The sequence below is a fragment of the Algoriphagus aquimarinus genome (assembly GCF_007997215.1).
GTDB classification, from domain to species: domain Bacteria; phylum Bacteroidota; class Bacteroidia; order Cytophagales; family Cyclobacteriaceae; genus Algoriphagus; species Algoriphagus aquimarinus_A.
In genome coordinates, this window is record NZ_VORW01000026.1 from 1 (window position 1) to 14,022 (window position 14,022).

The 14,022-nt window shown below is 41.3% G+C and carries 9 protein-coding genes; 1 reads left to right on the plus strand and 8 read right to left on the minus strand.

Annotation, left to right across the window (positions count from 1 at the left end; all coding sequences use genetic code 11):
* The 8 genes from ESV85_RS20325 to ESV85_RS20360 all read right to left on the minus strand — a co-directional run.
* Nucleotides 1-658: DUF2231 domain-containing protein (locus ESV85_RS20325; protein ID WP_317130811.1), on the minus strand; the 658-nt coding region annotated here is incomplete at its 3' end.
* A gap of 830 nt (nucleotides 659-1,488) precedes the next feature.
* The gene (locus tag ESV85_RS20330; RefSeq protein ID WP_146920895.1) at nucleotides 1,489-4,296 is read right to left on the minus strand and encodes a PQQ-dependent sugar dehydrogenase; all 2,808 of its coding nucleotides are present in this window, start codon (nucleotides 4,294-4,296) and stop codon (nucleotides 1,489-1,491) included.
* 915 nt (nucleotides 4,297-5,211) lie between these two features.
* Nucleotides 5,212-7,419 carry an alpha-galactosidase gene (locus ESV85_RS20335; protein ID WP_223276069.1) on the minus strand — a complete coding sequence of 736 codons (2,208 nt, stop codon included), beginning with the start codon at nucleotides 7,417-7,419 and terminating at the stop codon, nucleotides 5,212-5,214.
* Nucleotides 7,420-7,486: 67 nt separating this feature from the next.
* The gene (locus tag ESV85_RS20340; RefSeq protein WP_146920897.1) at nucleotides 7,487-8,281 is read right to left on the minus strand and encodes an SDR family NAD(P)-dependent oxidoreductase; all 795 of its coding nucleotides are present in this window, start codon (nucleotides 8,279-8,281) and stop codon (nucleotides 7,487-7,489) included.
* Nucleotides 8,282-8,380: 99 nt separating this feature from the next.
* The gene (locus ESV85_RS20345; RefSeq protein ID WP_146920899.1) at nucleotides 8,381-9,382 is read right to left on the minus strand and encodes a Gfo/Idh/MocA family protein; all 1,002 of its coding nucleotides are present in this window, start codon (nucleotides 9,380-9,382) and stop codon (nucleotides 8,381-8,383) included.
* Between the two features lie 259 nt (nucleotides 9,383-9,641).
* Complete coding sequence (locus tag ESV85_RS20350) at nucleotides 9,642-10,151, minus strand: heme-binding domain-containing protein (RefSeq protein WP_146920900.1); 510 nt, start codon at nucleotides 10,149-10,151, stop codon at nucleotides 9,642-9,644.
* 314 nt (nucleotides 10,152-10,465) lie between these two features.
* A complete protein-coding gene (locus ESV85_RS20355; RefSeq protein ID WP_146920902.1) occupies nucleotides 10,466-10,699 on the minus strand; it encodes a hypothetical protein in 234 nt (77 codons plus the stop codon).
* Nucleotides 10,700-11,003: 304 nt separating this feature from the next.
* Complete coding sequence (locus ESV85_RS20360; RefSeq protein ID WP_146920904.1) at nucleotides 11,004-12,470, minus strand: Gfo/Idh/MocA family protein; 1,467 nt, start codon at nucleotides 12,468-12,470, stop codon at nucleotides 11,004-11,006.
* A gap of 411 nt (nucleotides 12,471-12,881) precedes the next feature.
* Here ESV85_RS20360 and ESV85_RS20365 point away from each other — a divergent pair, with 411 nt between their 5' ends.
* Nucleotides 12,882-14,003 carry a Re/Si-specific NAD(P)(+) transhydrogenase subunit alpha gene (locus ESV85_RS20365; protein WP_146920906.1) on the plus strand — a complete coding sequence of 374 codons (1,122 nt, stop codon included), beginning with the start codon at nucleotides 12,882-12,884 and terminating at the stop codon, nucleotides 14,001-14,003.
* Nucleotides 14,004-14,022 lie beyond the last annotated feature (19 nt).

Consider the following 14,022-nt stretch of genomic DNA (forward strand, 5'->3'; position numbering starts at 1 on the left):
CTTCCCCGATCAGTTTCATTTCTTTCTCAGGGGAAAGTTCTGTTTCGTAAGAGGCAAGGTTTATCGGAGTTTTTTCAATTTCTAATTCATCATCGATACTGCTAGGTAAAACTTCCGTAAGGAAATCCGCTCCATGAGTAAGTGAACCGCCAAAATGACCGGCAACTGATACGCAAATGGCTGTAAGAAAAAGTGTGGATCGAAAGGCTTTTATCTGAGTAGGGTTGGGGTTACTTCTGATTTTGGAGAGAAAAAATAAGGTGATAAGACTCAATACTGCAGTACCTATTCCTATCCATTGATGCAAATCCAAAAGCTCGCCAGTTGTTCCTTCATTGCTTGCCAATAACCAGCCCATCGGTGCAGCGATAATTGCACTTATTGCCCCAATAGCTGCTAAAATCAGTATTCCAGGCCTGATCTTGGAGTTGAACTTTCCGAAGGTGAATAGCTCCATTAATCCTGCCACCACAATCAGCGCGATAGGGAAATGGACAATCATTGGATGCAGTCTTCCTATAAATTGCCACAGCCAAAAGGAGGTTTCTTCGACAACTTCAGTCTGTGCAAATGCTGAGGAATTAATGAAAAGCATGGCTCCTCCAAGTAGAAAGAGGTAAAATGGGAGCGAGGAAGATTTTTGAGATTGATTTTTCAAGTGTGTCCTATATAAAGCAAACGATTTAATACTTGCTGAGTATTAGAAGAGTACTTATCCAACAGTTGAAAAATAGTGGTTTTGTCGGGTAAATGTATCCTGTTTGTGGGTTGATTTGATGAATGGGGAAAGAGGTAGGTGAAATATTGTATGCTTCGACTTCGCTCAGCCTGACAACCGTGAGCATGCGAAGATCTCCAATTAATTGACAAGAGGATTCTTGTTCAGTCAATACACAGAACACGTCCCTTTAGGGACAAGCTATGGGTAGAAAAATTTAAAATTGAAAGCCTGCCGTGCCTTTAGGTACGGCTCTGTATTAATCAATGATATTAGGGCTGTACCTAAAGGCACCGCAAAAAAAATCGTACAAATCAATAACTACCCATAGTCTGCCCCGATGGGGCAATTGTGAATTTTGGGATTATGCAATCAATGTAATTCGCTCCCCGCCTACCGGCCAGCAGGTTTCAGAGCTTTGGTAGTTTTATGTTTTTTCATGACCCTATGGCGCAAGTCTTCGGACTTGTGCCTTTTGAAATGCAGTCTTCAGACTGCCATGGTTTAGGTCATATCCAATAGAAGTCTGAAGACTTCATTGATTTGAGTCCAAGCCTACCTGAATTAGACAGGTCTGAAGACTTGAACTAATCCAGCAGGATAGTGTAGCTAAGGGTTTGGAGTATTACGCTAAATGGGGCAGAGGAACTTAACTATAAGCTGTGCTCTCTTTGTCACACTCTCTGCTCTTTGTGGTTAGAAAGTCAGATTTTCAGAAAAAAAAGCCCTGTCTCGAATTGAAACAGGGCTATTGTGCTGCTCGAATACCTTTAATTCGTAGTGTTTGAGAATTGAACTTCATTAACACTCATCAAAATTTCTTCACCTTTTACCTCAGGATTTTTGAAAATGATGTACACATCATGTCTTCCAGATACGGATGATAAAGTGACTTTTCCCAGAGAGGAATTTTGTCTTCTCCAATCGATGAAATTCGTACCAGCAGGTGGTCTGAATCCTCCGCCTGCCTTGGCTACAAGAGGTTCGGATTGCCCGATTACTTCACCGGTAGGAGAGTCGATTCTGATCTCTACCGATCCGCCTTTAGCATCCACTCTTGCCGAGATACTGGCATATACAATGATTTCCTTGATGCCGGTTAGATCCAGATTTTTGAAACCTATATGCGACTGGTCGCCTACCATAAAGAAATTTACGCTGGGCGTAGTAAGCAGGTTGACACCTTTTCTGACTTCAGCGGTTTGAGGATCCAAATATGGGTTTTTCAATGCTACAAAATCACTTCCGGCCAAAGCAGGGACGTTTCCATTTCCTTTGTCAGTATATGCTGCATGCAACAAGAAACTTCCTTGCCCATCTTCACCCTCAGGAATAGAGGTTTTCACAGTTCCTGTGAGTGGTAATGATTTCGCAGTTGCTTTCAACGCATTCATATTCATGATATAATCCACCATGCGTTTTGCATCAGCTTTTGCCAGTTGCGGATGAGCGCTCATTGCGTGCTCCCCCCAAACTCCAGCTCCACCATTGATGATTTTATCTACCAGCATATCTACGTTTGCTGGAGTATTTTCATACTTGGCAGCCACAGCCGCATAGCTCGGGCCGATGGAAGTTTCAGAGTATTGGTGGCAGGATTTGCAATCACTGGTTTCTATGAGATTTCTACCAATGTTCTCTATTGCCTCGGATTCTACCCCGCTTTGCTTGGATGCGATCTCGATCGGATCAAATCCAGAAGGGACATAGTCAAAAGTAACCGCAACTTCATTTGCCTGTATTTTGCCGTCAGCAGTACTGCCGTCCTCATTGTCACTTACAGCAATGCTATACTGCATGGAATTGTCTCCAAAATAGAAGGATTTGTTCGCGTCTTTGAAGTCGATGGTGACTTTAGGCTGATCATTGCCTGCGATTACATCAAAAGATGAGGTGTTGGATTCGCCCTTGGTGTCGGTCACAGTCAATATCACATGATGTTTACCGGCTTTCTCGAAGGTATAAGTAGCATTGACGCCTTTCAATTCTGTTGTCTGGCCATCTGCACCTTCTAATTTCCATGTGTAGTCCAATTTTCCTTGGTCGTAATCATCGTAGTCATTTGTGCCTTCCGCAGAGAAATTAGCGGTAAATGGAATAGCTCCAGACATTTTATCTGAAGTTGCGACCACGTTTGGCCTACGATTGCCTGCATTATATTCAATTTTTACGATTCGGGAATTTGCATTTCCGCGGAACCAGGCGCTACCATATTCTAGGACATAAAGTGCTCCATCCGGGCCAAAGTCCATGTCGATTGCAGAGCTGAAGGCGTCATTTGGTAAAAATCTTTCCATGGACTCAAAGTCACTATTTTCGTCCATGGTCACAGACATGATCCATCCTCGCATAAAGTCTACTATCAGCCATTTTCCTTCATAGTAGGCTGGGAATACATTAGGCGCGCCTGCTTTGAAATCTGATTTTCTAAATACCGGGCCACCTGTGGCACTTCTTCCTGAGCTTCCAAGAATTGGGAACTGCTCGGAAACTCCATAAGGATACCAGATCATAGCTGGCACTACTGGAGTTGGTAATTCCACAAGACCGGTATTATTCACGGATTCATTCACCGGTTTATTCACATCAAATGGCGCACCATAGGTGTCTGTTTCTAAGTCATGACGATTATAAGGGATATTGTCACCAATGAAATATGGCCATCCAAAGAAACCAGGGCCTTTTGCTTGATTAAATTCGTCGTAGCCACGTGGCCCCCAGATCGAATCTTTTGCAGCATCAGGACCTACTTCACCCCAGTATAAATAGCCAGTTTTGCTATCCAAAGTTGGTCTCCATGCGTTTCTATGCCCCATGGTGTAGATCTCCGGTTTTGTTTTCTCTGTTCCTTCCGGAAAAAGGTTGCCCTTAGGAATGGTATAAGTTCCGTCATCTTCAGGGTGGATTCTAAGGATTTTTCCTCTCAAATCATTAGTGTTTCCTGGAGCACGCTGATCATCGGAATTTTCATGACCTGGGCGTTCATCAAGATTGGAAGTTCCAGAGCCCGGATTCACCGTATTATTTCCGACAGTTAGATATAAGTTGCCTTCTTGGTCAAAGACCATCCCACCTCCAGTATGGCAGCATTCTTCCCGTTGTGTTGGAACGGCCAAAATGACTTTTTTGGAAGACTCGACAAGTGTGTTTCCATCCAATTCCCATCTTGCCAACACATGCTGTGTGTCCTCAGGATCGGCATAATACATGTAGATCCAATGATTGGTTTCATAATTCGGGTGAACGATGACTCCCATCAGTCCTTCTTCGGCTTCCCTGACGTTACCTTCTTTGTTGGTGTATTTCGTATTGACAGGAATGGTCGCCACTAATGTCACTTCCCCTGTATTTTCATCCAGTATTTTTACTCCACCTTTTCGTTCTACAAAAAGGATTTTTTTGCCGGGCAGAAAAGTCATTTCCATAGGTTCATCCATGCCTTCAGTCAGGACTACTTTGGTGAATCGGTTTTCATCGGGTTTTTCTTTGGATTCTTGTGGTTCGGGTTTCGAACAGGAGAAAAATCCCAGTAGCAGCGCTAGACTCAGCGTCGCGAGTGATCGGTAAGTTTGTTTCATTGGTTATTGGTTTGGGCAAATTGATATTAGTAAAGTCCGCAATTTTGCCAGTGATGATATTCTCTTTGCCTAAAAGGACGGAGGACCAAAGACAGGAGATCGGAGGGACCTCATTTCTTGAGTTTACCAGCTTTTATGCTTTTTGAATCTCGACAGTAGAAAAGCGGATAAAATAGGATAGCCTGCTTGTTTATTGGTAGTTTCTGTCTAATTCTGGCTAAAAACCACAGGAAATACAAGTCGTAAGTTGCTTTGCGGCATTTTCTTGGGATGAATAGTCGTGGGACTAAATATATTGTGTCGAAATGAAAAAATACAGATTTGGAGCAATTATTTTTCGCGTCTATGTAACGTTGCTTAGAGGATATGCGAAAAACAATCGCATTACTTTTTAATAGGCTGGATCAATACTAATTGAAAGTGGTATTTCACTCCTTCAGAGCTTTGCTAACCTAATGCTTTATTTACCCAGCCCTATCGAACTGGGCTATGTTATAGCGGACTTTCATCCCTATTTCATCAAAATGTTTACATGTTGGTCTCTGCGATCCCGATAGACATCGGAACATTGCGACCTTTGTGTTTAACCCTTCGACTTCGCTCAGGGTGACAGTAACTTCGACTTCGCTACCAATGACAGATTGATTTGAGGACAACGAAAGCTGGTCAGTTCGAGCGGAGTCGAGAACCTTTCGACTTCGCTCAAGGTGACCCTGATTATGGTTGCAAACCAAATTACGGTCATTTCCTTTTTGTATGTTCGTAGAATATTTAAGACTCAGGGTGACAGTGACTTCGACTTCGCTCAGGGTGACAGTAACTTCGGTTTCGCACTGAGTGACAGTGACTTCGATTTTGCTCAGGGTGATAGTAACTTCGACTTTGCTCAGGGTTATAATCCAATCATTGGAACTCTTATTCCACCACAAACCAGGTATAGCCACCAGCAGGAATTTCTACTTGAATGTCAACGGAGTAATCTCGATTGAGTTGGTAGTTCTTTGCTGCTCCCTCTTCGATTTGGATTTTGGCTGTTTGAGCTAGGCCCGAGTAGTAAAGTGGCACATTGATAGATTTCTTGATAGGTTCTGAAGTAGGGTTAAAAAGCATAGCCAAGCCTTTCTCTTTTCCTTTCGGATCCACATGCATCCAGCCATCCCAGTCTCTACCATCAGCCCTTCTTAGTCGTACAATGTCTGCATTCAGTATGTCACGATATTCTTTGTACCAGTCAATTACATCGATTACCACTTCTTTGGTATCTTCGGTATCATACAATCTCGGGCCTCGATAGCAAGCCTGCACACCTGCTCCATAATACTGCATCATCAATTGCTTGTAGTCTGTTAAATGCTCAGAAAGTGGTTCCAGAACAGCGTCTGCTCCACCTCCGTGATACGCCGTGAGCGGCACAAAGCCCCAGCCCATGGAAGGAGTCTTTTCCCAAGTGGCATCGTAAATATTTTGACGATTAAGTATTTTCTGTTGCTCGCGTGATAGTGAAAAGTTGACTTCTCTGTAGCCTAATGCGATTTTGTGAGAGCCATCAAGGAAATACCAATCAGGTGCATTGATGTAAATACCTTCGCCATTCATCCAACGGTAAAGTCCTTTTTGGAGATTCATCTGAACCCACTGAGAATCATCCAAGCCTTGGTGTCCAGGGTGAGAAGTGGAGGCGCAAACATCGCCTGGATATGGACCATCGTTTTCGAAAATATCGAATCCTGTTTCAGTGTAAAAACTCTTGAGTTTTTGTAGGTAATCCAAACCCCATTCGCTGGCAAGACAGGGTGCATTTCCAAAGAAAGCTCCTCCCGGTTTGCCGGTGATAGGGCTGATTACATCATTTTCTGCATCTATACTCCTTGAACTGAAAAGTGAATATCCTCCGATTTTAATTCCCCGCTCATGTGCATAGTCCGCCAGAGATTTCCAACGGGCAATGTTTTCAGGGGAATCATCTTCCATATTGATATGACTTCCAAAACTTAGGATTAAAGCTTCGTAACCTGTGGCTACGCATTGCTCAATCGCAGTTTTTACCTCTTCATCATTTTTACTGACCAAATGCATGAAAATCGGATTTTGAAGAACCCAAGGAGCAATCGTGCGATACATCTTTTTCCTCGCCAATCCATTTCTCTCCCGACCATAGCTATCCAACACCAATTCATAGCTTCTGATAGACTCAAAATTATCACCTGGCTCAAGTGAAATTCCAATTCCTTTATCTGGATAAATTTCCAAAACAGCTGGTGTTTCGTAATTGTAGTTAACCTGAGAAGTATAACTGGAATCCATTTTCCAATGCGAAGCCTGATTGCTCAATTCAGCATGCATGGCATTATTGAAGGCAAAATTGTTCTCCACATACAATTGATGCTGCTTTTTCATTTTCTCTGTTGCTCCCACTACTGCAGACTCTTCCTCTACTATCGCCAGCATTTCGTGTTTTACCTGATCGATTTGATAAGAATTGTTTCCTTTAGTTTCCATCGTTAGATACTTGGAGATTAGTGGAATGTTATCGAAAATCTCGTAATGAATCTCCAAAGTCAAGCCGGTCAAATCGGGATGGGTATAAGAAAATGATAGCTTGAAGCCATTAGCGGGCAAAGGTTTGCCTGTCCAGTAGGCAATCTTGGTTGGGAAATGAGGGGTGATTTCGGAGACTTTATAGCTTTGGTATTGGAAATTGTTTTCGCCTTTCTCCAGATCTTTCAGCCATTTTTTCAAGAAATATCCTTTTTCAGATAGGTTGAGTTTACCTCCCACAGCATATTCCTTCCCATCGATTGTAACTTCCGCTTCCGGCAAAACTGAGCGTAGCAATTGCTCTCCGTTCATTAGGTTTTTGAAGTCGTAACAAACGAGGTTGGGAGAGAGGTGAAAACTACGCTGAACCAGGCCATTACTTATCGTGAGTTCATTCTCCGAAGTAGTGATTAATTCAGCTGGATATGATTTATCAAAAAGTAGCCAGTCATTTTCGCTTTGCTGCGCAAAAGTGTTGATGCAGAATAGTAAAAAAATGAAAGTGAAAGAACAGATGTGAAGCCTTTTTTTATGGCCTATTAAGGGTGTAGAAAGCCATGGCTTTCCCAATATGTGCTTCAGCATGAGTTTATTTGAATAGAGGTTTTGCCTAATCAATAAACAATGATTTTACTGATCAGGCAAAACTTATTTAAATAATTGACTTTACTAGTCCACCTTCAACCCGGATGGCTGCACCATTGGTGGCGGAAGCCAGCGGACTGGAATAATACACCACAGTATCTGCTACTTCCTCTACAGCTGCAAATCGCTGAATCAGTGAAGTTGGTCTCATATCCTGGAAGAATTCTTCCTCTACTTTTTGCACTGACTTTCCACTTGATTCTGACATGTCTTCGATGAATTTGCCTACGCCTTTTGATTTGGTAGGACCAGGTAAAATTGAATTGACCGTGACGTTCGTGCCTTTGGTGAGTTCAGCTAAACCTCTTGCTACTGCCAATTGAGCAGTTTTGGTCATGCCGTAGTGGATCATTTCGTCAGGGATGAATACACCGGATTCGCTGGAAATGAAAATGATTCTGCCCCAGTTTTTAGTTAGCATTTTCGGGAAATACTGTCTGGAAAGACGAATTCCGCTCATGACGTTCATTTCGAAGAATCTAAACCAATCTTCGTCGGGAATGTCTACAAAAGCTTTTGGCTCAAAGATGCCTGCATTATTGATCAAAATATCTACTTCAGGAAGTGCTTTAAGTAGGTTGTCTACTTCTTCCACTTTGGTGAAATCAGCCGGAATACCAGTGACTTTGTCGCTTCCTGTTTCTGCTTTAAGTTCTGCAATGGCTTTATCTACACCTTCTTGAGATCTGCCGTTAATGATTACAGTAGCTCCTTCTACTAAAAATCTCCTTGCGATAGCAAAACCAATTCCTGCTGTGGATCCAGAGATGAATGCTTTTTTATCTTCTAATTTTAAATCCATTGATTGTGGTTATTAAAAATGACTAGTTGAAAAGCAGCGAAATGCTACATGATAAGGTTAAATAAAGTGGGAGTAAGAAAATTCGCCTACAGTAAATTTTCAGACTTTTTCCTTCACCAATTGATCCATCACCCAGTTGGCTCTAGCTCCACTGATTCCAGTGCTTTGGCAAGTATCAGTTCCTAGTAGATCACCGACGATGGTTTTGATCAATGGCTGCTGAATATGTTTTGGAAGTTCGAAAGTGAAGTTTTCTGTTCCTTTTTCGTCCGTTTCCAGCGTGAATTCACCTTTGCCAAAAGTCTCGAATCGGATAGTTCCTTTACTTCCATAGATTGTTATTTCGTCTAGTTCTGCATTTGAAGAAGTCGTAAAACACCAGTTGCCAGAGCCCAGAACTCCACTATCGAAGACGAAACTTCCTGTGACAATATCTTCAGCTTCGTAGGTTTTAGCCTGGTTGGAAGCAAAGCCACTGGCATGTGTGATTTTCCCAAAGAAAAAATCCATTAAGTCTAATTGGTGTGAGGCTAGGTCAAAGAAGTATCCACCACCAGCTAGTTCAGGATCTACCCGCCAATTGGTTTCCACTTTTGTGATTAAAGTAGCGTCCAGTTTTTGTTTGAGGTTAATATGTACTGTTCGGATTTCTCCCAAAACCCCCTTAGCCATTAGGTCTTTGATTTTGAGGAAGTGAGGCAACTCTCTTCGATAATAGGCTACGTATAGAGGGACATTCGCTTTCTCACAAACGGCTATCATCTCCAAGCATTCTGCATGAGTTCTTGCCATAGGTTTTTCTACATAGACAGGTTTGCCGGCAGCGGCAGCCAGTTTTGCCAATTCCAGATGAGCATTTGGCGGAGTGGCAATGTAAATTGCATTCACTTCTGGGTCATTGATCAGGTCGCTTGCGGAAGTATACCACTTGGAGACCCCGTGTCGCTGGGCGTAATCTTTTACTTTTTCTTCCGAGCGGCGCATGACCGCCACTATTTTGCTATTTGGAATGAGGTTCATGGCTGGAGCGGATTTGACTTCGCAAACATTTCCTACGCCTAAAATTCCCCATCTTACTTCAGTATCTTGGATTTTGCTCATAAGCTAAAAATAAGGATAAGGTTTGAAGTGACCTTATTCTTGGCTTTCAAATCGTTAATATTCTATAATTCTGATATAATCCATTTTGAAATATCATGGATTGAGTCTTTCATCTGAATTGAAATGTATTTCCATTGATTTAATAGGCAACAAAAAAACACGCTCAAAATTAATTGAGCGTGTTTTTTTGTATGGTATCTCTAATCATCTCCTCTATATTTTGAGAACTCTCTATTTAAAAGGGGGAAGAAGATTGGTTTTACTCTGTAGGCGGAGGGCTTCTTCTTTTTAGTACCAAGCTATCAGCCGGATAAGTAGCCTTTAGATAAGCCATCTGATCTTTTGCCCAATCAATGATGACTTGGCGATCTGCATCAGAAAGATCTGCTTCTGGGTGTAACCCAAAGTAAGTGTAAGACTCCAATGGCATTTCCTTTTCTTCCACCATTTCTATTACTTCTTCCAACTTATGATTCTGATAAGCTAATGGGCGATGAGTGAATTCGTCAAAATTCAAATCCCCTTTACCGTCCTGAATATGGTCGTTAAGCCAATAACCAACTGGTTCTATACTTGCATACCAAGGGTATTCGGACTTATTTGAGTGGCAATTGTTACAGGCGTTAACCAGTAGTTTATTGACATTGTCAGGTATGTCATAGCTTCCTGAAATAGGGTGCTCAGCAGGCTTACCTTCGTTTTTCTCGTAAGGAATAAACTGGATGGCCACCAAGATGACCAATATGACTAATCCGATTTTTTTTAGCATAACAGAATTGATTTTTGGATAGGATCTTAGACTTAAAGATGGTTAGACTCAAAGGGTTTGATAAAGTTTAAGATATTAATAAAAGCACTCAAAGAAAATTATGTTTGCATTTGAATTGAGGCAAAGTTTGATGCACAGTCAAATCGCTCACATTTGGTCTTTAAATTAATATTCCAAGTGAATTTCTTGTTTACAAACTCGCACTGTAGTGCTAATTTTTCAGCAGAAATATAATCAGTTCTTAAAACTGGTGATTTTTATCTAACTAAACAGCTGCTTGCGTTAATGGGAATGTGGAAATGCCTAAGCAAATACTATCGTTTATGCCAAGATTTACCTTTGTTCTTTGAGTAAAAATTTCCTTTTGGGCCTTCTCCTAATAATTCTTTACCACCATCGGCTAAGTCTGTAAATTCGCCTGGACTGGCTGGATTCCCCATATATCGTTGAACCCAAGTCTCGCCTTCATCTACAGAATATTCAATTTTTAGCGTGTTGGTAGGGCAGATACGAATTAGCTCTTTTCCCTTTTTAATCATTTGTGCCATTTAATAAGTGTTTAATTCCTGCCAATCTAAGGATGCTTGTCGTTTAAAAAAAAGCTATGCGGATTATTTATAGATAAAATCCTACTTTTTATTATTTCCTTCTAATATTAACATTGCATTCTTGGACCATTTCTTCCAGAAGCCACAATATATCTAATTTAAATACATATCAAAGAAATTGGATTTAAGTTTTGTGACTGCTAAGATTCAGGAAAGGGTTGATTTAGTACTTGTATGTTAAAATATCGAAACCCGTCCAAAATCAATTTGAACGGGTTTCGATTGAATTATCGCTGTTGATGAATTACATCTCCCAGCCTTCTCTATATGTCCTTCCCACAAATTGGTTGGCTTCTTCGAAGTTTGTGATGAGAAGTTTGTCTCCATCCCAAAGCAATTTTTTACGACCGTAGAATTCTGGTTGTCCTTTGCTGTTTTCTCTGCGAAGCATATAGCTGCGTATAGCAAGATTACCCATCAATACAGTTTCGGTCATTGGGCCAGCATAGTCAAATGACGAAGTCAAGCCTTTGTGCTCAGAACTTCCAAAACCTGCTTTACATGCATCGACCCATTTTCTCTGGTGTCCGTATTCTGGCTCAAGGTTTTCTTCCGTCTGAGGTCCAAATTCTTGTGTTCCATCATTCAAATAGAGTTTTGGCATCAATGGAGAACTGTCATTGATATTAGTTGAGATAATTCCCTTCTCTCCAATAATCAAGACTCCATTGGCGCTTCCGCCTCCTCCGATATCATGATCAGCGGGTATGATATCAGGGTGCGCAGGTCGAATACCACCATCCATCCAAGTCATATTAATCGGAGATTTGCTTTTTGCAGTAGCCGCAAAATTCAACGAAATGAATGAAGAAGCAGGGCAACCATCAGGGTGATAATCCGGCGTCCACATGCCACTATATACTGAGCCTACACTACATTCTGCATCTGTAGGATAATGTAAGCCTAATGTTCTGAAAGGAATATCTATCAGGTGACATCCCACATCACCTAGTGCGCCTGTACCGTAATTCCACCAGCCTCTCCAGCTGAAAGGGTGAAGCTCTGGTGTATAAGGAATCTCAGGAGATGGACCTAGCCATAGATCCCAGTTCAAAGCATCTGGCTTTGCACTTGGGTTTGGCTTTGGGAAAGCTCCACCTTGAGGCCATACTGGTCTATTTGTCCAAACTTCTACTTTTGAAATTTTACCGATTTTATCGTCATCTACCCACTTCTGAACGAGTTTCAATAGATCATTGGATCCACCTTGATTTCCCATTTGGGTTACCACCTTCTGACTTCTTGCCATTTCAGTCAGCATTCTAGCTTCCTTAATATTGTGAGTCATTGGCTTCTGCACATAGACGTGTTTCCCACGCTCCATTGCATACTTAGCTGCTGGACCGTGAACGTGATCAGGGGTAGAAATCGTAACGGCATCGATATCTTTTTCTTTATCGAGCATTTCACGGAAGTCAGCATAACGCTTTGCGTCTGGGAATCTCTCTACTGATGCTTTAGCAGATCCCGAAAAATCAACGTCACAAAGTGCAGCTACTCGCTCACGCCCATTCACAGAGGCGTTTCTAATATCACTGGCACCTTTACCTCCAGCTCCTATTGCTGCTAAATTCAATTGATCACTTGGAGCAATGAACCCTACTCCGCCCAGGACATGCCGGGGAACAATCATAAAAGAGGAGGCTATTGCCGCGTTTTTGATAAAATCCCTTCGGGTTTGTCCCTCGGAATTTTTCTTGGGGTTGTGCATGAGGTTATTAGTTTAAGGTCAAATAAGTATTCTAAAAATAGGGAATTATTTTTTCGGATGAATCCTGTTTGTATTTGAATAGCTATTCTTAAATGATCAATGGTAAGGAGTAGAATTGATGAGTTTTCAGAGTATTACGAAGATAGGGTTCTGTGTTTCCAAGACTGTTGCTAGAATGTTATCAATTATGAAAAGTAGGTTACTAATTTCAGCGTATATTCTTTAGAACATAGTAGGTTGATGATTTTTTGGTTTAAATTAAATTTTAATATTTTTCAGTTTACCCATATAAAATATCATGAAATAGTAAAAGAACAGGATAATACAGGTGGCTTGAGCGGCAATTTCCTAGTTTCTTTGAATATATTGAACAGTATAAAGTTTGACAGAAATATATTCAACTAGCCTGAAATGAAAATAGGAGTTTTAAAAGAGACTAAGACGGGTGAAAAAAGGGTAGCACTTAGCCCAGATGTAATTAAGCAATTAATCAAAAAAGAATTTTCTGTTACAGTGGAGCAAGGTGCTGGCATAGGATCCAATTTTTCTGATGAAGATTATAAAGAAGCAGGAGCTATTGTAGGAAGTGTACAGGATGTATTTGCTTCGGATGTTTTGCTGAAAGTCAATCTTTTCTCGAAAGAGGAAGTCGCTCAAATGCAAAACGGTGGTGCTTGTATGTCTATTATGTATGCTTACAATTATCCTGAAATTTTGGACGAAATGAATAAGAAGTCCATAATGTCCTTTTCTATGGATGCTGTTCCTAGGATCTCCCGAGCTCAAAAAATGGATTGTTTGAGTTCCCAAGCCAACCTTGCAGGATATAAATCGGTGATACTGGGAGCAAACTACCTGGAGAAGATTTTTCCATTGATGATGACAGCTTCTGGTACAATTACTCCTGCCAAAGTTCTGATTTTCGGAGCCGGTGTGGCAGGTCTACAAGCTGTTGCTACTGCCAAAAGACTGGGTGCAGTCGTGGAAGTAAGTGATGTGCGTCCTGAAACCAAGGAGCAAGTCGAGTCTTTGGGAGGTCGTTTTTTGACTGTCGAAGGAGCAGAAGAAGTGAAAGTAGAAGGTGGTTACGCTTCTGAAGTATCTGCGGAATTTCTGCAAAAGCAGAAAGAGCTTATTCAAAGTAAAATCAAGGATTCTGACTTGGTGATTACCACAGCTTTGGTGATGGGTAAAAAATCTCCAATACTAGTGACAGAGGAAATGGTCAAAAGCATGAAAAAAGGTGCTGTGATTGTGGATATGGCGGTGGAGTCCGGTGGGAATTGTGAAATTTCAGAGAAGGATAAAATCGTCCAAAAACATGGAGTGACTATCATTGGAGAATCAAACTTGCCATCACTACTCTCAACCAATGCCAGTCAGCTGTATGCAACAAACATTAGCACACTGCTAATGCACTTAGCTACAAAAGATGGATTCAATGACCGTGAGGAAGAAATCACCAAAGGTGTTTTGATCACTTATGAAGGCCAAGTAGTGCATGAATTCACAAATAAAATATTAAATAAGTAAGTATTTAACCTTTTCAAAT

Bases quoted from the DNA above. Each gene is read 5' to 3' on its own strand.
- ESV85_RS20330 (WP_146920895.1), bottom strand. From the start codon at position 4,296: ATGAAACAAACTTACCGATCACTCGCGACGCTGAGTCTAGCGCTGCTA.
- ESV85_RS20335 (WP_223276069.1), bottom strand. From the start codon at position 7,419: ATGCTGAAGCACATATTGGGAAAGCCATGGCTTTCTACACCCTTAATA.
- ESV85_RS20340 (WP_146920897.1), bottom strand. From the start codon at position 8,281: ATGGATTTAAAATTAGAAGATAAAAAAGCATTCATCTCTGGATCCACA.
- ESV85_RS20345 (WP_146920899.1), bottom strand. From the start codon at position 9,382: ATGAGCAAAATCCAAGATACTGAAGTAAGATGGGGAATTTTAGGCGTA.
- ESV85_RS20350 (WP_146920900.1), bottom strand. From the start codon at position 10,151: ATGCTAAAAAAAATCGGATTAGTCATATTGGTCATCTTGGTGGCCATC.
- ESV85_RS20355 (WP_146920902.1), bottom strand. From the start codon at position 10,699: ATGGCACAAATGATTAAAAAGGGAAAAGAGCTAATTCGTATCTGCCCT.
- ESV85_RS20360 (WP_146920904.1), bottom strand. From the start codon at position 12,470: ATGCACAACCCCAAGAAAAATTCCGAGGGACAAACCCGAAGGGATTTT.
- ESV85_RS20365 (WP_146920906.1), top strand. From the start codon at position 12,882: ATGAAAATAGGAGTTTTAAAAGAGACTAAGACGGGTGAAAAAAGGGTA.